Origin of the sequence: Candidatus Rhodobacter oscarellae, from assembly GCF_001078595.1 — a bacterium.
Classification (GTDB): domain Bacteria; phylum Pseudomonadota; class Alphaproteobacteria; order Rhodobacterales; family Rhodobacteraceae; genus Rhodobacter_B; species Rhodobacter_B oscarellae.
This window is the reverse complement of the sequence record NZ_LFTY01000002.1, coordinates 2267499-2290826: the sequence shown is the minus strand read 5'-3', so window position 1 is coordinate 2290826 and position 23328 is coordinate 2267499. Positions and strand designations below refer to the sequence as shown.

At 66.4% G+C, this 23328-nt stretch carries 19 protein-coding genes; 8 read left to right on the top strand and 11 right to left on the bottom strand.

The features are described 5' to 3' along the window. Positions 1-9: 9 nt before the first annotated feature. From AIOL_RS15765 to hppD, 5 genes are all read right to left on the bottom strand, one after another. Positions 10-1695 carry a thiamine pyrophosphate-binding protein gene (locus AIOL_RS15765; protein WP_049643862.1) on the bottom strand — a complete coding sequence of 562 codons (1686 nt, stop codon included), beginning with the start codon at positions 1693-1695 and terminating at the stop codon, positions 10-12. Continuing rightward, positions 1692-2471 (bottom strand): alpha/beta fold hydrolase, encoded by a 780-nt coding sequence (locus AIOL_RS15760; protein ID WP_049643861.1) that lies wholly within the window; start codon positions 2469-2471, stop codon positions 1692-1694. Before AIOL_RS15760 ends, AIOL_RS15765 begins: the two co-directional genes overlap by 4 nt. Beyond that, entirely contained in the window at positions 2464-3054 is a 591-nt protein-coding gene (locus AIOL_RS15755) for an amino acid synthesis family protein (protein ID WP_049643860.1), read from the bottom strand. Before AIOL_RS15755 ends, AIOL_RS15760 begins: the two co-directional genes overlap by 8 nt. Further along, positions 3054-4085 (bottom strand): LLM class flavin-dependent oxidoreductase, encoded by a 1032-nt coding sequence (locus AIOL_RS15750; RefSeq protein WP_049645490.1) that lies wholly within the window; start codon positions 4083-4085, stop codon positions 3054-3056. Before AIOL_RS15750 ends, AIOL_RS15755 begins: the two co-directional genes overlap by 1 nt. 142 nt (positions 4086-4227) lie before the next feature. Then, on the bottom strand, positions 4228-5328 hold the full coding sequence (gene hppD, locus AIOL_RS15745) for a 4-hydroxyphenylpyruvate dioxygenase (protein ID WP_049643859.1): 1101 nt from the start codon (positions 5326-5328) through the stop codon (positions 4228-4230). A 135-nt stretch (positions 5329-5463) separates the two neighbouring features. On the opposite strand from hppD, the gene AIOL_RS15740 reads away from it, so the two are divergent. Further along, positions 5464-5922 carry an Lrp/AsnC family transcriptional regulator gene (locus tag AIOL_RS15740; protein WP_049645489.1) on the top strand — a complete coding sequence of 153 codons (459 nt, stop codon included), beginning with the start codon at positions 5464-5466 and terminating at the stop codon, positions 5920-5922. Positions 5923-5980: 58 nt separating this feature from the next. Continuing rightward, entirely contained in the window at positions 5981-7867 is a 1887-nt protein-coding gene (locus AIOL_RS15735; protein ID WP_049643858.1) for a monovalent cation:proton antiporter-2 (CPA2) family protein, read from the top strand. 91 nt (positions 7868-7958) lie between these two features. On the opposite strand, the gene AIOL_RS15730 is transcribed toward AIOL_RS15735, so the two are convergent. From AIOL_RS15730 to rplS, 4 genes are all read right to left on the bottom strand, one after another. Beyond that, the gene (locus AIOL_RS15730) at positions 7959-9029 is read right to left on the bottom strand and encodes a methyltetrahydrofolate cobalamin methyltransferase (RefSeq protein ID WP_049643857.1); all 1071 of its coding nucleotides are present in this window, start codon (positions 9027-9029) and stop codon (positions 7959-7961) included. Positions 9030-9265: 236 nt separating this feature from the next. Next, complete coding sequence (locus AIOL_RS23985; protein ID WP_053101291.1) at positions 9266-9787, bottom strand: GNAT family N-acetyltransferase; 522 nt, start codon at positions 9785-9787, stop codon at positions 9266-9268. Positions 9788-10408: 621 nt separating this feature from the next. Continuing rightward, positions 10409-10630, bottom strand: a complete 222-nt coding sequence (rpmE, locus tag AIOL_RS15720) for a 50S ribosomal protein L31 (protein ID WP_049643856.1) — start codon at positions 10628-10630, stop codon at positions 10409-10411. Positions 10631-10642: 12 nt separating this feature from the next. After that, a complete protein-coding gene (rplS, locus tag AIOL_RS15715) occupies positions 10643-11020 on the bottom strand; it encodes a 50S ribosomal protein L19 (protein WP_049643855.1) in 378 nt (125 codons plus the stop codon). Positions 11021-11341: 321 nt separating this feature from the next. Between rplS and AIOL_RS15710 the strand changes: the two genes are divergently transcribed. Beyond that, a complete protein-coding gene (locus tag AIOL_RS15710; protein WP_049645487.1) occupies positions 11342-12142 on the top strand; it encodes a lytic murein transglycosylase in 801 nt (266 codons plus the stop codon). Positions 12143-12176: 34 nt separating this feature from the next. On the opposite strand, the gene AIOL_RS15705 is transcribed toward AIOL_RS15710, so the two are convergent. Next, the gene (locus tag AIOL_RS15705) at positions 12177-12680 is read right to left on the bottom strand and encodes a hypothetical protein (protein WP_049643854.1); all 504 of its coding nucleotides are present in this window, start codon (positions 12678-12680) and stop codon (positions 12177-12179) included. 44 nt (positions 12681-12724) lie between these two features. On the opposite strand from AIOL_RS15705, the gene polA reads away from it, so the two are divergent. Further along, positions 12725-15532 carry a DNA polymerase I gene (polA, locus tag AIOL_RS15700; protein ID WP_049643853.1) on the top strand — a complete coding sequence of 936 codons (2808 nt, stop codon included), beginning with the start codon at positions 12725-12727 and terminating at the stop codon, positions 15530-15532. 71 nt (positions 15533-15603) lie between these two features. Here the strand turns inward: polA and AIOL_RS15695 are convergent, their stop codons facing one another. Continuing rightward, the gene (locus tag AIOL_RS15695) at positions 15604-16167 is read right to left on the bottom strand and encodes a DUF1285 domain-containing protein (protein ID WP_049643852.1); all 564 of its coding nucleotides are present in this window, start codon (positions 16165-16167) and stop codon (positions 15604-15606) included. A gap of 93 nt (positions 16168-16260) precedes the next feature. On the opposite strand from AIOL_RS15695, the gene AIOL_RS15690 reads away from it, so the two are divergent. The 4 genes from AIOL_RS15690 (at position 16261) to AIOL_RS15675 (ending at position 23169) form a co-directional block, all read left to right on the top strand. After that, entirely contained in the window at positions 16261-17268 is a 1008-nt protein-coding gene (locus tag AIOL_RS15690) for an AAA family ATPase (RefSeq protein WP_049643851.1), read from the top strand. Positions 17269-17458: 190 nt separating this feature from the next. Then, the gene (locus AIOL_RS15685) at positions 17459-18334 is read left to right on the top strand and encodes a DUF58 domain-containing protein (protein ID WP_049645486.1); all 876 of its coding nucleotides are present in this window, start codon (positions 17459-17461) and stop codon (positions 18332-18334) included. Further along, the gene (locus tag AIOL_RS15680; RefSeq protein WP_049643850.1) at positions 18335-21100 is read left to right on the top strand and encodes a DUF4159 domain-containing protein; all 2766 of its coding nucleotides are present in this window, start codon (positions 18335-18337) and stop codon (positions 21098-21100) included. After that, positions 21097-23169: a membrane protein gene (locus tag AIOL_RS15675; protein ID WP_049643849.1), complete on the top strand. Its 2073-nt coding sequence runs from the start codon at positions 21097-21099 to the stop codon at positions 23167-23169. Before AIOL_RS15680 ends, AIOL_RS15675 begins: the two co-directional genes overlap by 4 nt. The last annotated feature ends 159 nt before the right edge of the window (positions 23170-23328 follow it).

Here is a 23328-nt window from a genome sequence, read left to right as displayed (position 1 = left end):
TTTTCGGGATCACCCGCCGCGGTGCTTGAAGCTGTCGCGCCGGAAGGAATAGAGCGCCGCCGGGTCCACCGCCACGTCCACCACCGCGGGCTTGCCGCAGGCCAGTGCGGCCTCCACAGCGGGCGCCACCTCCGAGAGCCGCTCCGCCCGGAACCCCGCCGCGCCGTAAAGCTCGGCCAGCTTGTCGAAGGGCGGGCTGGGCACATCGGCCCCGATATAGCGCCCGTTGAAGAAGTCGCGCTGATAGGCTTTCTCGGCCCCCCAGCAGCCGTTGTTCATCACGATGGTCACCGTATTGAGCCCCTCGGCCACCGCGGTAGACAGCTCGCTGACCGTCATGCCAAAGCCCCCGTCGCCCATCAGGCTGACCACGGGGCGCTCGGGCTGCGCGGCCTTCACGCCCAGCCCCGCGGCGAAGGAGAACCCCACCAGGCCGAAATCGAGCGGCGTAAACAGGCTGCCCGGCTGGTGGTAGTTCAGCGCGTCCGTGGCCTGTAGGCAGAGCGTGCCCGCGTCCATGGTGATGGCAGCATCGCGGGGCAGCACGCCCCTCAGCGCCTTATAGAGCCCGCTTGGCTGGGTCGGGTGGGTCTCCACCGCCTCAGCATCGCGCGCCGCAAGGTGCGCTTCGCGGTCCGCCTGAAAGCCGATCACCCAGGCGTCCATCGCCTGGCGCTGCACCGTCAGCGCCACCGCCTCGCGCAGCTGGCGGGCTGCGGTGGGGGCGTCCGCCCAGAGGCCGATCTCGACGGGGAAGTGCCGCCCGATGGCCTGCGGGTCCAGCTCGACCTGGATGATCCGCGCCGCCTGGTTGAGGTTGTCATAGCTGTAGAAGGTGGAATTGAAGCCCAGCCGCGTGCCCAGGGCCAGGATCACATCCGCCTCGCGCGCCAAGCGGCTGGCCACGGGGTTGCCGCGCGGGCCCATCTGGCCCGCGTTCAGCGGGTGCCCAAAGGGCACCGCGTCGCCATGCCCGGGCGCCGTCACCATGGGGCAGTTCAGCGCCTCGGCCAGGGCGCAGGCCTCCCGGCTGGCGCGGGTGTTCTTGATGCCGCCGCCCGCCACGATCAGGGGCCGGTCCGCCGCGCCAAGCAGCTGCGCGGCCTGCGCGATCAGGCCCGCGTCGCCGGCGGGACCGGCGGTGGGGCGGGTGGCCTCTGGCGGCAGCGGTGCTGCGCGTCCGGTCTGCGCCGCCAGGACGTCCCGCGGCAGGTTCAGCAGCACCGGGCCCTGGCGTGGCGTCTGCGCGGTGCGAAAGGCCTCGCGCGTCAGCTCCGCCACCCGGCCCGCCGAGGGCACCGACCAGGTCCGCTTGGTCACGGGGGCGAACAGCGCCTGCTGGTCGACCTCTTGGAAGGCATCGCGATACTGGTGCTCGGTCGAGAGCATCCCCGCCAGCGCCACCACCGGCGAGAACGCCGCCTTGGCCTGCGCCAGCCCGGTGACCAGGTTCGTGGTGCCCGGGCCGTTTTGGCCGGCCAGGATCACCCCGGCCCGGCCGCTCGCGCGGGCGAAGCCGTCGGCCATATGCGTGCCGGTGCGCTCGTCGCGCACCCCGATAAAGCGGATGTCCTCGGCGTCGTAGAGCGCGTCAAAGAGCTCCATCGTGGCCGAGCCGATCAGCCCGAACACATGGGTCACGCCCTCGGCGCGCAGCGTGTCGACAACGGCCTGGCCGCCTGAGATTTCGGTCATGTCTGGCTCTCCAAGAAGTCGAGGATGGGCGCGGTGAAGGCTTGCGGGTCCTCCATCAGGCCAAGATGCTGCAGCTTTGGGATGATCTTTAGACGTGGGGTGGCGCATTGCGCGGCGATCGCCTCAGACATCGCGGGCGTCGAGCCGGTGTCGTTCTCGCAGGTCATCACCAGCGTGGGCGCGGTGAAGCACTTGTCCACCAGCTCGCGCACCCCGTGGGCGAGGACCCAGGCGGCGCCTGCATAGCTCTCGGCGTCGACCTGCGCGCGCCATTCGCGCACCAGGTTCGGGCCCGGGCCGGTCTGCAGATAGCTGGGCGTGAACCAGCGCTTCAGCGCGGCGTCCATGGTGGCCATCGCGCCCTTGTCTCGCACGGTGCGGGCGCGCGCCTCGACCTCCTCCTGACCCGCGCCTCGGTCATGGGGCGCGTTCAGGATCACCAGCGAGGCCACCCGGCCCGGGTGGTCCAGCGCAAAGCGCCGGTTGATCATGCCGCCGATGGAGAAGCCCACGACATGGGCCTGGGCGAGGCCGAGATGGTCCATCAGGCCCGCCAGCTGATCACCGTAGAGCGCCAGGCTAGGATCGCGGGGTGCCGCCGCGCTCTCCCCGTGGCCATAGAGATCGTAGCTCAGAACCCGGTGCCCCGCGAGGTCCGGCAGCATGCCGTTGAACACGGCCCTACAAAGCCCAAGCCCGTGGATCAGCGCGACCACCGGCGCGCCCTCGGGCCCGGCCAGCGTAAAGGCCGTGCCGTCTGGCGCGCGCTCAGACACCGGCGGGGTTGTCCACGCTCAGGCCCATCTCGGCCAGGTCCTGATAGCGGTCGCCGATGCGGTGATGCGGGTGCCCCCCCACCGAGGCCCCCAGCGCCACCACGATCTCGTCCGGCGCGGGCGCGTCGGGGATGTTGGTGTGGATCGTCTGGTAGTGGCTGCGGCGGCCGGGGTCGTCCTTGTCCATCAGCGGGATCATGATGGGCTGCCCGCCCACGCCCTTGCAGTTGGTGAAGGCCAGGTAGTTCTTGGACTTCACCGCGTCGCGGATCTGGTTGCCGAACCATAGCGAGTGGGTGATGGCCTGGGCGTGCTCGACCTCGCCGCCCATGCCCACGACGCTGGCCTTGCCGAAGCCCTCCAGGCGGTCGCCGGTCTCGGCCAGGATCATCTCGGTCAGAAGCTTGCCGACCTGCGGGCAGACCTCGCGGACCTCCGGCGAGAGGTCCTCGACAAAGCCGCGCCCGAACCAGGGGTTCTTGATGATCGCCAGCGCGGCAACCAATAGGGTAGGATCGCGGACGGCACGTCCGCCCTCCTCATAGGTGGTCTGGCGGTGCAGGATGGTGCGGCGCAGATGCATCAGGAGAACTCCGGCATAACGTGATCAATAAAGAGCTGCAGCGAGCGTTTCTGCACCTCCATGTCCAGACCCATCGAGGCGTAGTAGATGAAGGCGTCGACGCCCAGGGCCTGGTAGGCACGCAGCTTTTCGATCACCACCTCGGGGGTGCCGAACATCAGGTTCTCCTCCAGCATGCCGGGGTCCACGCGCACGTTGCCCTCCAGCTCCTCGAAGGGGACGCGGTCGGGGAAGCCGTTGCGCACCTCGCCGCGCTTCATCATCAGGTTGCCGAACTGGCCCAGCACGCCCCGGATCGCGTCCATGGTGGCGGCGCGGTCGGTCGCGTTGGCCCAGACGCCCGCGTGGCGCATCATCGCGAACTGCCCGCTCCAGCCGCCGGCCTTGGCGATGGCCTCGTCCAGCTGCACGCGGTACTTCTCGGCTTCCGCAAAGGGCATGGTCAGCGGCCAGGACATGATGTTGCAGCCCTGCTGCACGCCGTAATCAAAGGTCACCGGAGAGCGCGCGGCGATCCATATTGGCACCTCCGCCTGCACCGGCTTGGGGCAGGAGGTCGACGCCGGGAACTGCCAATACGCGCCCTCATGCGCCACGTCGCCCTGCCAAAGCGCGCGCACCAGCGGCAGCGCCTCTTGCAGGTACTTGTACCCGTCCCTTTGGTCGAGCCCCGGGCGCATCCGGTCGAACTCGCGCTGATAGGCGCCCGAGCCCAGCCCCATCTCCAGCCGCCCGCCAGAGATCAGGTCGACCATGGCGGCCTCTCCGGCCAGGTTGATCGGGTGCCAATAGGCGGCGTTGGCCACGCCGCAGCCCAGGCGGATCTGCTCGGTGTGGTCGGCCCACCAGGTCAGGATCTGGAACGGGTTGGGCGCGATGGTCATCTCTAGCGCGTGGTGCTCGGCGGCCCAGGCGGTCTGGAAACCCGCCCGGTCGGCCATCTGGACCATAGCAAGGGTGTGGTCGCGCACGGCGCGCATATCGGTCTGCGGCGACATGCGCTCTAGATTGATCGCAATGTGGAATTTCATCTTGGACTCCATGTGAGGGGTTGGCGTGACTGGGCTTAGCCCAGCAGCAACCCGCACCATGTCTGAGGAGTCCATTCCCGCTTCATGCTTGGAAAGCTAGCCCAAGCCGGGCCGTTAAGGAAAGGTTTTTTGCGCGCCGGGGCTAGGCGGCGTCTGGCTTAAGCTCGCCGCTGGCGAGCTGCTCGGCCTCGATGCTTTCAAACAGCGCCTTGAAATTCCCCTCGCCAAAGCCATCGTCGCCCTTGCGCTGGATGAACTCAAAGAAGATCGGCCCGATCACGGTCTTGGAGAAGATCTGCAGCAGGATCTTGGTCTCGCCGCCATCCACCACGCCCTCGCCATCGATCAGGATGCCGTGCCTCATCATGCGATCCAGCGGCTCTTCATGGCCAGCCACGCGGGTCTTGGACAGCGCATAGTACGCCTCTGGCGGGCCGGGCATGAACTTGATGCCCCGCGCGGCGATCTCATCCGTGGCGGCATAGATGTCGCGCGACCCCACGGCGATGTGCTGGATCCCCTCGCCCTTGTACTTCTTGAGATAGGCCACGATCTGCCCGGTCTCGCCGCGGTCCTCGTTGATCGGGATGCGGATGCGCCCGCAGGGCGAGGTCAGCGCGCGGCTGAAGAGCCCGGTGAATTTGCCCTCGATGTCAAAGAACCGGATCTCTTTGAAGTTAAACAGATCGCCGTAGAAGCGGAACCACAGATCCATGTTGCCCTTAAAGACGTTGTGGGTCAGGTGATCGAGATAGTAGAACCCCACGCCCTCGGGATGCGCCTTGTCGAGCCAGTCGAACTCGGCGTTATAGGGGTTGGTGTCGTAGTAATCCTCGATGAAGTAGATCAGCGAGCCGCCGATGCCGATAATCGCGGGCACGTCCATGGTCTTGCCGGGGCCCTCGTAGGGCTCGGCACCCTTGGCCACCGCGTGGTCAAACGCGTGCTGGGCGTCGACGACGCGCCAGGCCATGGAGGGCGCGCAGGGGCCGTGTTCCTCGACGAAGGCGCGGGCATGGCTGCCCGGCTCGTCATTCAGCACATAGGTGATGTCGCCCTGCTGCCAAAGCTCGATATTGCGGGTCTTGTGCCGCGCCGTCAGGTGATAGCCCATCTTGATAAAAAGTTCGCGCAGCGCCTCCGGCTCGGGATGGGCGAATTCGACGAATTCGAAGCCGTCGGTTCCGGCGGGGTTCTCCTGCGAGATCACGGATTTCGGGGCGTCATGCGGGAAGGGGCCCATCAGAATTCTCCATATCAGCGGCTTCATGCCCAAAATAGAGCGTGACGCGCGGGAAATCCGCGCGTTGTTACACTGTGTTTCAACATATCGCGCGGCGATTTGACAAACTTGGCCAAAATGATGCATAAATTGCGCATGGAACTTGATGCGGTAGACAAGCAGCTCCTCGCGGCGCTGCAAAGGGACGCGCATCTGACCTCTGAGGCCCTTGGCCAGAAGTTGAACCTGTCCTCTAGCCAGGCCGGACGACGGCGCCAGCGGCTGGAGCAGGCGGGGCTGATCGCGGGCTATACGGCACGGCTGGACCCCGCGCAGCTGGGCCTGAACGTGCAAGCCTTTGTGCAGGTGCAAATGGCGACCCACGACCCGGAGAAGGTGCGCACCTTTGCCCATGTCGTGGCCGCAAGGACCGAGGTCGTCAGCGCCTGGACCCTAACCGGCGAGGCCGACTATCTGCTGCGGGTTTTCACACAGGATCTCTCGGCGCTGAACACGTTGATCCATCAGGTCCTTTTGCCGCACCCTGCGGTTGCACGGGTGCAAAGCCAGATTGTTATGGACCAGTTTAAGGCTGACGCGCCGCTTCCGACCTAACCCGTAGGATGGGGTTTAACCCCATCCTACCTTTGAATTCGAAAGGAGTTACCACCCCATGGAGGGGATGTTTTTTCAGATAGCGATTTACTTGGGCGCGGCCGTCGTGGCGGTGCCATTGGCTTCCCGGTTGGGCCTTGGCTCGGTGCTGGGGTATCTGGCCGCGGGGCTTTTGATTGGGCCGGTTCTGGGCCTTGTGGGCACCGAGACGCAAGAGCTGCAGCACGTGGCCGAGTTCGGCGTCGTGATGATGCTGTTCCTGATCGGGCTAGAGCTGGACCCGCGCACGCTTTGGGATATGCGCGACAAGCTTTTGGGGCTGGGCACGGCGCAGATCGTGGTCACAACGATCTTGATCGCGGCGGGGGCGGCTCTGCTGGGGCAGGCGACCAAGCCCGCGATCGCGATCGGCCTGATCTTTGCGCTCTCCTCCACCGCCATCGTGTTGCAGACGCTCAGCGAGCGTGGCCTGATGCGCACCCAGGGCGGGCGCAGCACCTTCTCGGTGCTTCTGGCGCAGGACATCGCCGTGATCCCGATGCTGGTGCTGCTGCCTTTGCTGGCCACCGCGCCGGTGCCGAGCTTTAACCCCGACGGCTCGATCAGCCGCGCCCAGAACGAGGACCTGGCCGACCATTCCGAGCACGCGTTGTCGCTGGTCGAGGGGCTACCGGGCTGGGGCGCTACGCTGGTCACCCTAGGCATGATCGCCGCCGTTATCCTGGCCGGGCGCTATCTGGTGAACCCGATCTTCCACTACATCCACCACTCGCGGCTGCGCGAGATGTACACCGCGCTTGCGCTGCTGATCGTGGTGGGGATCGCGGTGCTGATGGGGCTGGTGGGGCTCTCGCCCGCCTTGGGGACCTTCCTTGCGGGCGTGGTGCTGGCCAATAGCGAGTTCCGTCACGAGCTTGAGAGCGACATCGAGCCCTTCAAGGGGCTGCTGCTGGGCCTTTTCTTCATCACTGTCGGTGCGGGTCTGGACGTGGCGGGGTTCTTTGCCGCGCCCGTGACGCTGATCGGGCTGACGCTTGGGATCATGGTGATCAAGGGGCTGGTGCTCTATCTCCTCGCGCGGGTGTTCCAGCTGCGCGGGCGGCACAAGTGGCTGTTCACGCTGGGGCTGGCGCAGGCGGGCGAGTTCGGGTTGTTGCTGATCAGCTTCTCGGCGCAGCAGCACGTGCTGCCCGGGCCCTTGGCCGATCAGCTTCTGACTGTCACGGCGCTGTCAATGCTGCTGACGCCGCTCTTCTTCCTGGCCTATGAGTTCCTGTCCAAGCGCGTCGCCACGCCGGAGGCCGCCGAGGCGGACGAGATCGACAGCCAGGGCCCGGTTATCATCGCGGGCGTGGGGCGGTTCGGGCAGGCGGTGAACCGCATGGTGCAGATGTCGGGGTTCAACACGGTGGTGCTGGACCGCGACCTGGCGACGATCCAGCTCTTGCGGCGCTTCGGCTATAAGGGCTTCTTTGGTGACCCCACCCGCCCCAGCCTGCTGAACGCCGCCGGGCTGAAGGAGGCCGAAACGCTGGTGGTGGCGCTGGATGACCGCGACGCGGCGGTGCAGCTTGTCGCCCATGCAAAGCGCGAGCGGCCCGACCTCTTTGTGGTGGCCCGCGCGCGCGACCGGGTGCACGCCTATGCGCTGCTGGAGGCGGGCGCCGACAAGGTGGTGCGCGAGCTTTTCGACAGCTCGCTGCGCGCCGGGCGCTACGTGCTGGAGAATGCCGGGCTCAGCGAGTTCGAGGCCGCGACGCTAGAGAAGACCTATTTCGACTATGACCGCGCCGCCCTGCGCGACCTCGCGCCGCTCTGGAAGCGCGGTGTGCCGCTGGAGCAGAACGCGGATTACATGGCGCGGTCGCAGGAGCTGCATACCGAGCTTGAGGCCGCGCTTCTGAGCCGGTTTGAAGAGGAGCATGATGACGAGGGAGCGGTCTAAATTAAGCCGAGCCACAAGTGCCGCCGCTTCGGACCAGAGCCCGCCGAAGGCCGCGCGGTTCGCGGCCCTCTAGCGGGCTGCCCGCGCGCGCCTAGCCACGCCGCCGACGCCGACCACCGCTGCGCCCGCCCGCGGGCGCCGCGTCTGGGTCCTTGTTGAAGTTGATCCAGGCGCTGCCGGCCTCGTCGTTATTGGTCAGGAAGTTGGCGGCGCGGATGGCCTCCATTTCCTTGCCCGCGCGGGAGAGCGTGGAGCCAATGTTGAAGAGCTTGCAGAACGTCTCGTCATCCATGTCCTCTGGCAGCACGATGCCCGCGGCGGCGACCTTTTCCTTGGCCTCGGCCAGCTTCTTGGGCCCGACCGGGATGGCGACGGGGTTCATAATGGCAGAGGTCATGCCCGCGGTCATCGCCATCGGCAGGAAGGCGTTGTTGATGCCGTGCCGGTTCGGCAGGCCAAAGCTGATGTTGGAGGCGCCGCAGGTGGTGTTCACGCCCAGCTCCTCGCGCAGGCGGCGCACCAGGGTGAAGACCTGCAGCCCCGCGGTGCCCATGGCGCCCACCGGCATCACCAGCGGGTCGACCACGATGTCATGGGCGGGGATGCCGAAATCGGCGGCGCGCTCGACGATCTTCTTGGCCACGGCAAAGCGCACATCGGGGTCCTCGGAGATCCCCGTGTCGTCGTTCGAGATCGCCACCACGGGCACGTTGTATTTCTTGACCAGGGGCAGGACCAGTTCCAGGCGCTCTTCCTCGCCGGTCACCGAGTTCAAAAGCGGGCGGCCTTGCGCCGCGGCCAGGCCGTTCTCCAGCGCGCCCGGGACCGAGCTGTCGATGCAAAGCGGGCAATCCGTGACCTCTTGCACCTTCTCGACCAGCTCTTTCATCAGCGTGGGCTCGACAAAGTTGTTGTCGGCATAGCGCGGGTCCTCGGCCATCTTGTTGGAGAAGACCGCGCCGGAGTTGATGTCCAGCACGTTGGCCCCTGCCGCCACCTGCGCCAAAGCATCCGCCTGCACGCGGCTGAAATCGCCCGCCTCAAGCTCCTCGTTGAGGATCTTGCGGCCCGTTGGGTTGATCCGCTCGCCGATCACGCAGAACGGCTGGTCAAAGCCGATGATGGCGGTTTTGGTCTTCGACTCGACGATGGTGCGGGTCATAGGGCGTGGGCCTTCTTGGGCAGGGGCGGGGCGCGGGGCGCCGCGGGTTAAAGCTGAGACGTCATCAAGCAGAACCGCGCGGAATGCAAAGCGCAAAGCGACATCTTGTGCGTTGAAACGGACTCCTATCGAAATCGCTGCCGAACCGCGAGGGCGCGGGGCATGAAAAATCTTCAATGAGTTTATGAAAGCCAGCGCCGCGGCCTTGCTGCGCGGGCGCAGCGCCGGCTCTGAGCCTAGCCGCCGGGCGGAAAGTCGAACCGCAGATAGACCAGATAGGGCTCGAATTCCGGCGGGTTGGCGTTCTCGGGATAGCGCGGGATGTAGCGAAAGCCGAACCTCTCATACATCGACAACATCGCGCGGTTGCCCCTGGCGGTGTCGGCATAGATCGAGGTGCAGCCCATCCGGCGGGCCTCCTCTATCCGCATCTCAAACAGCCGCCGCCCCAGGCCGGTGCCGCGCGCCTCGGGGCGAACATACATGCGCTTCATCTCGGCCGCATCGGCCCTTATCCCCACCAGAGCGCCGCAGCCCACCAGCCGCCCCTCCGGGTTGGACGCCAGCAGCAGCCGGCCCTTCGGTGGCAGCATCTTGGGCAGGTCCGCGATAGAGCCGTCAGTGGCCTCCTGCGGCGTCACGCCGGTCAGGCCAGCCCTGGCGGCGGTCTCCAGCACGTCCGCGTAGTAGTCCAGCAGAAGCGCCCGGAACGCCGCGAGTTCCGGCACCTTAGAGACGAAGTCAACGGACACGGACATGGTAGACACTCCCTCATGCGCACTAGCGCAGGCTCGCAGGGCGATACGCACTTGGCAAGTCTGGTGCCCGTCGGCGCAAGGCTTGCTTGGGCACGGGGCGACCTGCCCATGCGCGCCTACCGGGACACCGAGGCCTCTCCCTTTGAAGAATAGGCGACTTGGGCTGTGGCGTGCATTGGCCTCAAGCGCATCGCCCTGGCAACGCTTGCCGACACCAGATGCAACGGACCCCAATCCGCGCAACCGCCCGAGCTTGCCTCGGGCAGCGGCCATTCGGTCATTCGCTCGAACCGGTGGCGCAGAATGACCTCATTCCCCCAGGAGGCCGCTTTTGCAACCGCGCATACTATTGGAACGTTAGCGTTTTCGAAGATCGCTCGCAACACAGCGCCGTAGTGCATGCGACCTCCAGGTCGACCGCTGCCCGTGTTACGCTTGGCTCAGGGCGGAGGCCTCGGATCAAGTCCGGGGCGGAAGGTCTTCAACGCCCGCCCCGGGCCAGAGCCGCCAATTCGATGCCCCTGGTCTAGATGCGACTACGCCGCGCTTGCCGCGACCCCGGAACGCAAAACGCCGCCCGGAGAGGGGCGGCGTTTGGGTCTTTCTTTCGGGCAGTTGGATCTAGAAATCCATGCCTTCGAATTTCTTCTTGAACTTCGAGACGCGGCCGCCGGTGTCCATCAGGCGCGTGCCGCCGCCGGTCCAGGCGGGGTGCACCGTGGGGTCGATCTCCAGCGTCAGCGTGTCGCCCTCTTTGCCATAGGTCGAGCGCATCTGGACGATGTCGCCATTGGTCATCTTGACGTCGATGACGTGATAATCGGGATGGGTGTCTTTTTTCATCTCGCCGTCTCCTTACGCCTGAGCCTTGGGCTTGTAGGTGGTGTCCTCGGCGATCCGCGCGGACTTGCCGCGGCGCGAACGCAGGTAGTAGAGCTTGGCGCGGCGCACGCGGCCGCGGCGCACTACGGTGATGCTCTCGATGTTGGTCGAGTGCAGGGGGAAGACCCGCTCCACGCCCTCGCCGAACGAGATCTTGCGCACCGTGAACGAGCCGGCGATGCCGACGCCGTTCTTGCGGCTGATGCAGACGCCTTCGTAGTTCTGAACCCGCGAGCGCGAGCCCTCGATGATCTTATAGCCGACCCGGATGGTGTCGCCGGCCTTGAAATCCGGGATCTCTTTGCCGAGCGCAGCGACTTGCTCCGCCTCAAGCTGTGCAATCAGGTCCATGGGACCGTCTCCTATATCTGCCTCTGGTTTGCCCAGAGAGGTGTGCTGTCGGCCCAGAGCTCTGGTTTGCGTCGGGTCTTCCCGCAGGGCCCGCCAGAGATTTCGGTCGTCATTTGCTTGTATCGCGCGGCGTCGATGACGTATCGGCACAGCGCAAACGCCCGAAAGACTCACACGAGCCTCGGACGGGCGGGGTATAGGACCGCAATCCCCGTCTGGCAAGAGCGTTCTTGGCGCCGTGGGTCAGGAATATCGGGCTTGGCGCAGCGCGCACAAAGCCCTTAAATGGGCCAGACAGAAAAATTGATTGAGAGAGCCTTCATGCGTATCATTCTTGCCTCCCTTTGCATCACCCTGGCCGCCGCGGCGCCCGCCATCTCGGCCACCTGCGGCAACACCGGCGCGGGGTTCGGCGCCTGGAAGTCGGAGTTTGCCAGCACCGCCAAAGAGGAGGGCGTGAAAGATCGCGGGCTGCGGGCGCTGGCCGCCGCGACATACTCAAAGGGCACCATCCGGGCAGACCGCAACCAGAAGGGCGTCAAATACGCGCTGGATGACTTCATCCGCATCCGCCTGGGCTCGGTGCGCGGCTTCGCCAGCACCGCGGGCAAGCGCATCGCGCGCAACCCGGCCTTCTTCGCCTCCCTGGAGAAGCGTTACGGCGTGCCGGGCTCGATCCTGGTGTCGATCCACGGCATGGAGACCGGTTTTGGCCGCAGCATGGGCTCGGTGCCGGTGGTGTCGTCGATCCTGACCGTGGCCTATGATTGCCGCCGCTCGGACTTCTTCATCCCGCATGCCATCGCGGCGCTGCAGATGGTGGATCGCGGCATGCTGAGCCCCAGCCAGCTGGGCGCCTTCCATGGCGAGATGGGCCATACGCAGTTCCTGCCCGGCAATGCGATGCAATTCGGCGTGGACGGCAATGGCGACGGTCGCGTGGATTTCTACAACGAGTGGGACGCGCTGGCCTCGACCGCGTATTTCCTGCGCAAGAAGGGCTGGAAGAAAGGCAAGGGCTACCTGCCGGGGGAGCCGAACTTTCCGGTGCTGAACGAGTGGAACGCGGCGACGGTCTATCAGAAGGCCATCGCGGCTGTGGCGGCGGAGATCGACAAATAGCGGCGCTGGATCGCGGCTGCTGGACCGGGCCTAGCTAGCTGATCGGGATCGCGCCTTGGGTGCAAGGCAGCTCTGGCGCGCCGGTCAGATCGCTGCGCAGGAACTCCAGCACGTTGAGCCCGGTCCAGACCTGGATCTGCCGCCCGGCGCTGTCCTTGCCATGGCCGATCACCGTGCCGGTGTCGTTATCCTGGATGGTGTAGAGCACCTGCGCGGTGGTGCCGTCCTTGCATTCCAGGTTCGAGAACCCGGTGCCGAAGAGCCCGCGCGAGCTCCACTTGCCAACGCAGGCGACCCCGTCGTTGCGACGCCCAAAGACCGGCCCCTCGTCCCAGCCGCGCGCCTGGCCGTCAAACCAGAGCCCGTCATCGCCGACACAGGCCAATACGCGGGTGCAGTTCTGCTGGTCCGGGTAGGGCAGTGGCGCGCAGGCGGGCATTGCGTCAGGCGTGCCATCAGGGGTCAGCCCCGGGACCTGCAGCTGCTGCGCCGAAACGTCGGAGGCCAAAACAGCGACTAGAAGGATCAACCGGATCATGTCAAAACAGCATTCTAGGAAACGAACGGTTGGGGCAGCTTATCATGGACACATCCTTCGGCAAGGGTTGCCACCTGCATCTGATCGACGGCTCGGCCTTCATCTTCCGTGCATACCACGCGCTGCCGCCGCTGACGCGCAAGTCCGACGGGCTGCCGGTGGGGGCCGTTTCGGGCTTTGTGAACATGCTGTTCAAGCAGGTCGAGGACAACAAGGGCCCCGACGCGCCGACCCATGTGGCGGTGATCTTTGACCATTCCGGCAAGAGCTTTCGCCACGACATCTTCCCCGACTACAAGGCCAACCGCCCCCCCGCGCCCGAGGACCTGCGCCCGCAATTCCCGCTGACCCGCGACGCCACGCGCGCCTTCAACATCGCCTGCGTCGAGATCGAGAACTTCGAGGCCGACGACATCATCGCCACCCTGGCGCGCCAGGGCCGCGAGGCGGGCGGGCGCGTCACTATTATCAGCTCTGACAAGGACATGATGCAGCTTGTCGGCGGCGGCGTGGAAATGCTGGACGCGATGAAGAACAAGCGCATCGACAACGCGGGCGTCGAAGAGAAATTCGGCGTCGGGCCCGAGCGGGTGATCGATGTGCAGGCCCTTGCGGGCGACAGCGTCGACAACGTGCCCGGCGCGCCGGGGATCGGCATCAAGACCGCCGCCTTGCTGATCAATGAGTATGGCGACTTGGACAGCCTCTTGGCGCGGGCCGAGGAGATCAAGCAGCCCAAGCGGCGCGAGACGCTGATCAACTTCGCCGACCAGATCCGCGTGTCGCGGGACCTGGTGACGCTGGACCAGAATATGGAGCTGGATTTTACGCTGGACGATCTGGCGGTGAAGGACCCCGAGGCGGACGCTTTGCTGGGCTTCCTGACCGAGATGGAGTTCCGCACGATTAGCCGCCGCGTGGCCGACGCCCTTGGCGTCGAGGCGCCGGTGATCGAAGAGAAAGTCGCCGCAAGCGCCGAGGAGGCCCAGCAAGGGGCCGAGGAGGTGCCCTTTGACGCCGAGAAATACGAATGCGTGCGGGACTTGCCCGCGCTGCAGGCCTGGGTCGAGCGCATCTATGCCCGCGGCTATGTCGCCGTGGACACCGAGACCACGGGGCTCAACGAGATGCGCGCCGATCTGGTGGGCATCTCGCTGTGCGTCACGCCGGGCGAGGCCTGCTATATCCCGCTGACCCACCGCGCCAGCGCCTCGGACGACCTGTTTGGCTCGGACGCATTGGCCGAGGGGCAGTGCGGCGAGCGCGAGGCCCTCGCGATCCTCAAGTCCGTTCTTGAGGACCCAAGCGTCCTCAAGATCGGGCAGAACATGAAGTATGACGCCAAGATCTTCTCGCGCTACGGCATCGAGGTCGCGCCCATCGACGACACGATGCTGATGTCCTACGCGCTGAACGGCGGGGCGCATAACCACGGCATGGACCTGCTGTCAGAGCGCTACCTTGGTCACGCGCCGATCCCGATCAAGCCGCTGCTGGGCTCGGGCAAGTCCGCGATCACCTTCGACAAGGTCGCCATCGACGAGGCCACGAAATACGCCGCCGAGGACGCCGACATCACGCTGCGGCTCTGGAAGCAGTTCAAGCCGCAGCTGCACCGCAGCCGGGTGACCACCGTCTACGAGACCCTCGAACGCCCCCTAGTGCCGGTGCTCAAACGCATGGAGATGTCGGGCATCAAGGTCGACCGCGACACGCTTTCGCGCATGTCCAACGCCTTTGCGCAGAAGATGGCCGGGTTGGAGGCCGAGATCCACGAGCTTGCGGGCGAGACGTTCAACGTGGGCTCTCCGGCGCAGCTGGGCGACATCCTGTTCGAGAAGATGGGTCTTTCGGGCGGCAAGAAGGGCAAAACGGGCAAGTATTCGACCCCCGCCGACGTGCTGGAGGATCTGGCGACCGAGCATGACCTGCCGGGGCGTGTGATCGACTGGCGCCAGCTCTCCAAGCTGAAATCGACCTATACCGACAGCCTGCAAGAGCATATCCACCCCGACACGGGCCGGGTGCACACCTCTTATTCGATTGCCGGGGCCAACACGGGCCGGCTGGCGTCGACGGATCCGAACCTGCAGAATATCCCTGTGCGCACCGAGGAGGGCCGCCGCATCCGCGAGGCCTTTGTGGCGCCCGAAGGGCGCGTCTTGCTCTCGCTCGACTACTCGCAGATCGAGCTGCGCATCCTGGCCCATATCGCGGACATCCCGCAGCTCAAACAGGCCTTTGCCGAAGGCCAGGACATTCATGCCGCCACCGCGTCTGAGATGTTCGGCGTGCCCTTGGACGAGATGACGCCGGATGTGCGCCGCCAGGCCAAGGCGATCAATTTTGGCGTGATCTACGGGATCAGCGGCTTCGGCTTGGCGCGCAACCTGCGTATCCCGCGGGCCGAGGCGCAGGGCTTTATCGACCGCTATTTTGAGCGCTTCCCCGGCATCAAGGATTATATGGACGCGACCGTCGCCTTCGCCAAGGAGAACGGGCATGTGCAGACGCTCTTTGGGCGCAAGATCCACACGCCGGAGATCAACGCGCGCGGGCCGCATGCGGGGTTCGCCAAGCGCGCCGCGATCAACGCGCCGATCCAGGGCACGGCGGCGGATGTGATCCGACGCGCGATGGTGCGGATGGAGGCGGCGATTGCGGATCTGCCTGCAACGATGCTGTTGCAGGTGCATGACGAGCTGATCTTTGAGGTCGACCAGGATGCGATCGACGCCACCATCGCGCGGGTCCGCGACGTGATGGAAAGCGCCGCTGACCCGGCGGTGCATCTCGATGTGCCGCTGGTCGTCGACGCGGGGCAGGGGGCGAACTGGGCCGAGGCGCACTGATGTTGCCGCTACGCGTGCCTAGGCCCTTTGGCGCGCAACCCCGCGATGGGATAACCTGAGCTCAGGCGCGGTTAGCCCAGCTCCGCCGCCGGGATGATTGGAAAGAACGCGCCGTGCGAGCGCAGGCCGAACCAATCGGTGCCCTCAACCGCCTCGGTCTCGCCGATCTCCACCAGCCGGTAAAAGCTCTTGCGGTCGATCAGCGCCTCCAGGTTGGCGCGGATATGCACATAGGGCGAGGGCTCGCCCGTCTCGGGGTCGCGCTCTACGCGGATCGGATGCTCGGGGCCGGCCTCGACGGTATCGCCCACATTGGTCTCGAAGGTCAAAACGCCGCCTGCGGCCTCGAAATCCACCGCCACGAAAGGCGCGTCATCCACCTGGATGCCGACCTTCTCCACCGGGGTCACTAGGAAATAGTCCTCCCCGTCCTTGCGGATGATCGACGAGAACAGCTTTACCAATTCGAATCGCCCAATCGGCGTGCCCAGATAGAACCAGGTCCCGTCGCGCGCGATCCGCATGTCCAGATCGCCGCAGAAGGGCGGATTCCATAGGTGAACCGGCGGCGATCCGGCCTTGGAGGCCGCTTTAGCGGCCGATGCGAGCGATTCCGCCGATGCTTTCACGATCATTTGTGCCCCATTTCTGTACAGCGGCCTTTTGCCATTTGTGCTTTTCGCAATAGGTCTCGATAGTAGCGATATAGCAAGCCCAGGAGCATTGTCATGTCTGACGCAGAGAACCTCGTTGCCGAAATCGAAGCGCTGGGCGCCAAGATGCAGGAGGCCGAGGCCAGCATTTCAAAGCGATTCATCGGGCAGAAGGGCGTGATCAACCTGGTGCTGTCGACGCTTGTCTGCGGCGGGCATGGTCTGCTTATCGGGCTGCCGGGGCTGGGCAAGACCCGCCTGGTGGAGACCCTGGGCACTGTGATGGGGCTTGATGAGGCGCGCATCCAGTTCACGCCGGACCTGATGCCTGCGGATATTCTGGGCTCGGAAGTGCTGGAGACCGCCGATGACGGAAGCCGGGCGTTCAAATTCATCCAGGGCCCGGTGTTCTGCCAGCTTCTGATGGCCGACGAGATCAACCGCGCCTCGCCCCGGACGCAATCCGCGCTGCTGCAGGCGATGCAGGAGCGTTCGGTGACCGTGGCCGGGCAACCCCATGCGCTGCCCGAGCCGTTCCATGTGCTGGCCACGCAGAACCCGATTGAGCAGGAGGGCACCTATCCATTGCCCGAAGCGCAGCTTGACCGCTTCCTGCTGCAGATCGACGTGAACTACCCCGAGCGCGAGGCCGAGCGCGATATCATCCTGGCCACGACCGGCACCGAGGACGCGCAGTCGCATAACGTGTTCTCCACCGCCGAGCTTCTGGCCGCGCAGCAGCTTGTGCGTCGGATGCCCGTGGGCGAGGCGGTGATGGAGCTGATCCTGGACCTGGTGCGCGCCTGCCGCCCGGGCGAGCCCGAGGCGACCGAGGCGGTGAACGCCTCGGTAGGCTGGGGGCCGGGGCCGCGCGCGGCGCAAGCGCTGATGTTGACGACTCGCGCGCGGGCCTTGTTGCAAGGACGACTCGCGCCGTCGGCGGAGGACGTGGTGGCCATGGCCAAGCCTGTGCTGAGCCACCGCATGGCGTTGACCTTTGCCGCAAGGGCGCGCGGCGAAGAGCTTGGCGCGATTATCGACGATACAGCCGAGCGGGTGACCCGCGTGGATGCCGCCGCGTGATCTTCGCGGGACCAAAACTCTTGAAAAGAGTTTTGCCAAAAGTTTTTCCAAAACTTTTGCTTCGCTCTGATGCCAGGTGCCGTCTGATCCTTTCGGACACAGCGCCTGCCTCTGGGCGGGGCTCAGGCCCTTGGAAGGGCCTGGCAAATCTCTTGCAAGAGATTTGGATGCGCATGCCGAGGGCCTGCGCATGACCGCCCATGGCGCTCTTCGCCAGCGCGCCGAGGCGCTGGCCGGGCCGCTGCCGGACCTCTTGGCGGAGGCGGAGCATCTGGCGCAGGCGGTGATGCTGGGCGCGCATGGACGCCGCCGCGCTGGCATGGGCGACGAGTTCTGGCAATACCGCCCCGCCCGCGCTGGCGATCCGGTGCGCGCCATTGATTGGCGCCGCTCGGCCAAGTCGGATGCGCATTTCGTACGCGAGAAGGAATGGCAGGCCGCGCAAGCGGTGCTTGTTTGGGTCGACGAGGCCCAGTCGATGAACTTCGCCTCCGACAAGAACCTGCCCACCAAGGCCGACCGCGCGCGGCTCTTGGCGATGGCGATCAGCGTGCTTTTGATCCGGGGCGGCGAGCGGGTGGCCCTGGTCTCGCTTGGCACGCCGCCGCGCAGCTCGCAGCTGCAGCTTTTGCGCATCGCGCAGGCGCTGTCCGACGAGACCGAGGCCGCCGATTACGGCGCGCCGGTGATCCGCATCATGCCGCCGCATTCGCGTGCGGTGTTTGTGTCCGACTTCCTTGGCGACCTCGCCGCCTTTGAGGAGCAGCTGACCCGTGCTGCTGACCGCGGCGTCAAGGGCGTGCTCTACCAGGTGCTGGACCCGCAGGAAGAGGCCTTTCCCTTTGACGGTCGCACCATCTTTCAATCCGTGGGCGGCACTTTGGAGCATGAGACGCTGAAGGCGGGCGATCTGCGCGCGCGCTATCTGGAGCGGTTGGCCGAGCGCAAGGCGCGGCTTCAGGACCTCGCCCGCGCGGTCGATTGGCAATATACCTGCCACCATACCGGCGGCAGCGCGCAATCGGCGCTTCTGTGGCTTTACGGTGCGATTGAGAGGCGGCGCTAGGTGTTCACGCTTTTTGGTATAGGTTTCGCGGCGCCCTGGTTGCTGCTCGCGTTGGCGGCGCTGCCGATCCTCTGGATCTTGCTGCGCGCCGTGCCACCCGCGCCGATCCGGCGGCGCTTTCCCGGCGTGGCGCTGCTGCTGGGGCTGGAGGATGACGAGACCCAGACCGACAAGACGCCCTGGTGGCTGCTGCTGCTGCGCATGCTGGCCGTGGCGGCCATGATCATCGGATTTGCGGGCCCGGTGCTGAACCCGCAGGACCAGCGCGCGGGCGACGGCGACCTACTGGTGCTGATGGACGGCACCTGGGCGGACGCGCGCGATTGGACCCGCCGCGTTGAGCGGGTGGACGCCTTGCTGGACGAGGCCATCCGAAACGGTCGCCGCGTGGCTATCGTGCAGCTCACAGACCTACCCCCGGACGGGGAACTGCCTTTCCAGGCCGCGGATGCCTGGGGCAACCGATTGGCAAGTTTCGCGCCGCGGCCCTTCCTGCCTGACCAAGAGGCGCTCGCCGCATGGCCAGAGCAGTGGAATGCCGACGGGTTTGATGTTTTCTGGCTGTCGGACGGTTTGGACTGGACGGGGCGCGAAGACTTGCTTGCCGCGCTGGAGGGCTATGGCGAGGTGACGGTCTTTGAGAACCCGCGCGCCCTGGTCGGGCTTCGCCCGGCGGAGTTTGAGGATGGCGATGTGGTGGTGCGCGCGACCCGAAGCCGGACCGCAGGTGCGACAGAGATGCAATTGGTGGCACGCGGGCTGGACCCCAATGGGGTGGAGCGGCAGCTGACCGCAGCGGACTTGGTCTTTGCCGAGGGCGAGGCGGAGGCCAGCGTGGCGCTGAACCTGCCGCCGGAGCTGCGTAACCGGATCACGCGCTTTGAGCTGGCGGGCATCCGCTCCGCCGGAGCGGTCACGATGACCGATGACGCGCTGCGCCGCCGCGAGGTGGCGCTGGTCTCGGGGCGCGATGACCGCGAGGGGCTCGAGCTGCTCTCGCCCACGCATTACCTTGAGCAAGCGCTGGAGCCGACCGCCGATCTCATCGGCGGCGACATGCAGGACATCTTGCTGGCGAACCCGGATGTCATTGTGCTGGCGGATGTGGCCAAGGTCTCGGAGGCCGAGGTCGAGCCGCTTCTGGAATGGCTCGACGCGGGCGGTATGCTGTTGCGCTTTGCCGGGGCAAAGCTGGCGGCCAGCGATGTGAGCCGCGCCGAAGAGGACCCGCTGATGCCGGTGCGCCTGCGCGCCGGTGGCCGCACGATTGGTGGCGCGATGAGCTGGGGCGAGCCTAAGGCGCTGCGCGGTTTCAGCGAGACCTCGCCTTTCTACGGGTTGGCGATCCCTGAGGACGTGCGCGTCACCAGCCAGGTTATGGCGCAGCCTGATCCCACACTGGCGGAGCGGGTGATCGCCTCTCTTGCCGATGGCACGCCTCTGGTCACGCGCAAGCGGGTGGGGCAGGGGCAGGTCGTGTTGTTCCACGTCACAGCGAACGCGGAATGGTCCACGCTGCCGCTCTCGGGGCTCTTTGTGCAGATGCTTGAGCGCCTGGCGGTGTCGACGCGGCCCGCGCAGCCCACAGCGGAGGATCTGGAGGGGACCGTTTGGGTGCCTGACGCGGTGCTGGACGGGTTCGGCGTGGTTAGAGACGCCGGGGCGTTGCCCGGCGTGGCGGGCGAGGATCTGGCAACCGGTAGGCCCAATGCGGCCATGCCGCCGGGGCTTTACACCGGCGAGGACCGGCGCATCGCGGTGAATGTGATTGGCGCCGAGACCGAGCTGGTTGCAACCGCCTGGCCCGCATCCATTCCGGTCGAAGGGCTGGCCGTGCTGCGCGAGACGGCGCTTAAGGGGTGGCTTTTGGCGGCGGCGCTCGCGTTGCTTGCTGTCGATGTGTTGGCCTCGCTTTGGTTGGGGGGGCGCCTGCGGCGGGTTGGCTCCTCCGCCCTGGGGGGCGTCCTCGCCCTGGCTCTGCTGCCGACACTGAGCGAGGCGCAAAGCGCCGATGATCTGGCGCTGCTGGCCACGGCGGAGGTCGTTCTGGCGCATGTGATCACCGGCGACCAACGGGTTGATGACGTGGCCTTCGCCGGGCTGCGGGGCCTCTCGGACACGCTTTGGCAGCGCACCTCGATCGAGCCCGCCAACCCGCTTTCGGTGAATCTAGAGACCGATGAGCTGGCGTTCTTCCCCTTCCTTTATTGGCCGGTGACGACCGAGCAGCCGGTGCCCTCGGACCTGGCCTATGCCAAGCTGAACCGCTATCTGCGGGGCGGCGGCATGATCCTTTTCGACACCCGCGACGCCGATATCGCGCGGTTTGGCCAGGCCAGCCCGAACGGGCGCAAGCTGCAGCAGCTCGCGCGACCGCTGGACATCCCCGCGCTGGAGCCGCTGCCCGAGGACCACGTGCTGACCCGCACGTTCTACCTGCTGCAGGACTTCCCCGGGCGCCATAACAGCCGCGATGTCTGGGTTGAGGCCGCGCCGCCGGATGCCGAGCTGGTCGAGGGCATGCCCTTCCGCAACCTCAACGACAACGTCACGCCTGTGGTGATCGGCGGCAACGACTGGGCCGCGGCCTGGGCCACGGACGAGACCGGCCGGGTGATGTTCCCCGTGGGGCGCGGCTTTGCCGGCGAGCGGCAACGCGAGCTGGCCAACCGCTTTGGAGTGAATCTGATGATGCATGTGCTGACTGGGAACTATAAGTCCGACCAGGTGCATGTGCCCGCCTTGCTTGATCGGTTGGGCAATTGACCGGCTCGGTGATCTTTGACCCGCTCTTGGAGTGGTCGCTGGTCTGGGCGGCGGTGGCGCTGGCGGCGCTGTTTGTTGCCGCAGCCGCATGGCGCGGCCTGTCGGGCTGGTGGCTGCGCGGGCTGGCGGCTGTGGTGTTGCTGGCGGCGCTTTTTAACCCGTCCTTCCAGCAAGAGGACCGTACTCCGCTGACCGATATTGTGATCCTGGTTGTGGATGAGAGCGCCAGCCAGCGCATTGCGGACCGCCCCGATCAGATCGCCGAGGCGCTGAGCGAGATCGAGGCAGAGATCGCGACCCTGCCGGGGACCGAGCTGCGCGTTGTGCCCCTGGGCGACGGCGAGGGCGACCAGGGGACCTTGCTGATGACCGCGCTGGCCGAGGCGATGGCCGAGGAGCCGCGCGCGCGCCTGGCTGGCGCGTTGCTGCTGACCGATGGGCAGCTCCACGACATCGGCGTGGCGCCGGAGATGCCCGCGCCTCTGCATGTGCTCCTGACCGGGCGCGCGGAGGATTGGGACCGCCGGTTGATCATCAAGAACGCCCCGGCCTTTGCGATCCTGGGCGAGCCGGTGACGCTAACGCTGCGCATCGAAGACCAGGGCGCCGTGCCGGACGAGGTGGCAACGGGCACGGCGGTCATACAGATCGCCATCGACGGCGGCCCGGCGCAGAGCTACCGCGTCCCCGTGGGCCAGGACCTGGATCTGCCGGTGACCCTGCCGCATGGCGGCATGAATGTGATCCAGTTCACCCTGCCGACGCTTGCGGGCGAACTCACCGATCGCAACAACGCCGCCGTGGTGCAGATCAACGGCGTGCGCGACCGGCTGCGGGTGCTGCTGGTCAGCGGCGAGCCGCATTCCGGCGAGCGCACCTGGCGCAACCTGCTGAAATCAGACAGCGCGGTGGATCTGGTGCATTTCACCATCCTGCGCCCCCCAGAAAAGCAGGACGGCGTGCCGGTGAACGAGCTGTCCCTGATCGCCTTCCCCACGCGCGAGCTCTTCATCGACAAGATTGACGAGTTCGATCTGATCATCTTTGACCGCTACAAGCGGCGCGGCATCCTGCCCGCGCTCTACCTCGACAATGTTCGCCAATATGTCGTGGATGGCGGCGCCGTGCTGGTCGCTGCGGGCCCGGATTTCGCGCAGGCCGCGTCGCTCTTCCGGTCACCGCTGGGGGACATCCTGCCGGCCGAGCCGACCTCGATCGTGATCGAAGAGGGCTTTACGCCGGAGGTCACCGAGCTTGGGCACCGCCACCCCGTCACCGAGGGGCTGGAGGCCTTCGCCCCTGTGGGCGAGGACGGCGAGCCTAAATGGGGGCGCTGGTTCCGCATTATCGACATGGTCTCGGTGAGCGGCTCCACCGTCATGCAGGGCATCGACGAGCGGCCCCTTTTGGTGCTCGACCGGGTGGGCGAGGGGCGCATCGCGCTGCTGGGCTCCGACCATGCCTGGCTCTGGTCGCGCGGCTACGAGGGCGGCGGGCCGCAGCTGGAGCTGCTGCGGCGGCTGGCGCATTGGATGATGAAGGAGCCGGAGCTGGAGGAGGAGGCGCTGATCGCGCGCGCCGAGGGGCAATCCATGACCATCACCCGGCGCACCCTGGGCGCGGCCACGGGGGATCTGGAGCTGACCGCGCCCGATGGGACGGTCTCGCTGGTGCCGCTGGAGGAGACCCGCCCGGGCCGCTTTGAGGCGGTGGTGGAGGGGCCAGAGATCGGGCTTTACCGGCTGCGCGAGGGCGACAAGGAAACCGTGATCGGGCTTGGGCCCTCGGCGCCGCGGGAGTTCGAGACGACGATTGCGACCGGCGCTTTGCTAGAGCCCGCTGTGGCCGCGACCCGCGGCGGCGTGATCCGGCTGGCGGATGGCACGCCGGACCTGCGCGCGGTTCGGGCCGGCCGGCCCGCCGCCGGGCGCGGCTGGCTTGGCATCACCCCGCGCGAGGCCTATTTGACCGCCGATGTGACCGTGACGCCTTTGGTGCGCGCCTGGCTGTTCCTGCTCTTGGGGGCGCTCCTGATCGTGGGGGCCTGGCTGCGCGAGGGGCGGCGCTAGGCGGTTCTCGGTCGCGCCTTTTACCAAAATGAGCCCTTCCGGGCGCTCTTTCTTAAGCCCAGCCTCTAGGCGACGCGGCATTTCCGGCCGGTCGGCTGTTGCTCGCGGCGCGTTTGTGCGTATCTGTAAAGAGGAGATGCGTGAGACATAGGAGAATGC

Excerpts from the sequence above, each read along its gene's own strand:
- AIOL_RS15750 (WP_049645490.1), bottom strand. The coding sequence starts at position 4,085 with ATGAAATTCCACATTGCGATCAATCTAGAGCGCATGTCGCCGCAGACC.
- rplS (WP_049643855.1), bottom strand. The coding sequence starts at position 11,020 with ATGGACCTGATTGCACAGCTTGAGGCGGAGCAAGTCGCTGCGCTCGGC.
- AIOL_RS23985 (WP_053101291.1), bottom strand. The coding sequence starts at position 9,787 with ATGTCCGTGTCCGTTGACTTCGTCTCTAAGGTGCCGGAACTCGCGGCG.
- hppD (WP_049643859.1), bottom strand. The coding sequence starts at position 5,328 with ATGGGCCCCTTCCCGCATGACGCCCCGAAATCCGTGATCTCGCAGGAG.
- AIOL_RS15765 (WP_049643862.1), bottom strand. The coding sequence starts at position 1,695 with ATGACCGAAATCTCAGGCGGCCAGGCCGTTGTCGACACGCTGCGCGCC.
- AIOL_RS15740 (WP_049645489.1), top strand. The coding sequence starts at position 5,464 with ATGGAACTTGATGCGGTAGACAAGCAGCTCCTCGCGGCGCTGCAAAGG.
- AIOL_RS15735 (WP_049643858.1), top strand. The coding sequence starts at position 5,981 with ATGGAGGGGATGTTTTTTCAGATAGCGATTTACTTGGGCGCGGCCGTC.
- AIOL_RS15730 (WP_049643857.1), bottom strand. The coding sequence starts at position 9,029 with ATGACCCGCACCATCGTCGAGTCGAAGACCAAAACCGCCATCATCGGC.
- AIOL_RS15710 (WP_049645487.1), top strand. The coding sequence starts at position 11,342 with ATGCGTATCATTCTTGCCTCCCTTTGCATCACCCTGGCCGCCGCGGCG.
- AIOL_RS15705 (WP_049643854.1), bottom strand. The coding sequence starts at position 12,680 with ATGATCCGGTTGATCCTTCTAGTCGCTGTTTTGGCCTCCGACGTTTCG.
- AIOL_RS15695 (WP_049643852.1), bottom strand. The coding sequence starts at position 16,167 with ATGATCGTGAAAGCATCGGCGGAATCGCTCGCATCGGCCGCTAAAGCG.
- AIOL_RS15690 (WP_049643851.1), top strand. The coding sequence starts at position 16,261 with ATGTCTGACGCAGAGAACCTCGTTGCCGAAATCGAAGCGCTGGGCGCC.
- polA (WP_049643853.1), top strand. The coding sequence starts at position 12,725 with ATGGACACATCCTTCGGCAAGGGTTGCCACCTGCATCTGATCGACGGC.
- AIOL_RS15755 (WP_049643860.1), bottom strand. The coding sequence starts at position 3,054 with ATGCATCTGCGCCGCACCATCCTGCACCGCCAGACCACCTATGAGGAG.
- AIOL_RS15685 (WP_049645486.1), top strand. The coding sequence starts at position 17,459 with ATGACCGCCCATGGCGCTCTTCGCCAGCGCGCCGAGGCGCTGGCCGGG.
- rpmE (WP_049643856.1), bottom strand. The coding sequence starts at position 10,630 with ATGAAAAAAGACACCCATCCCGATTATCACGTCATCGACGTCAAGATG.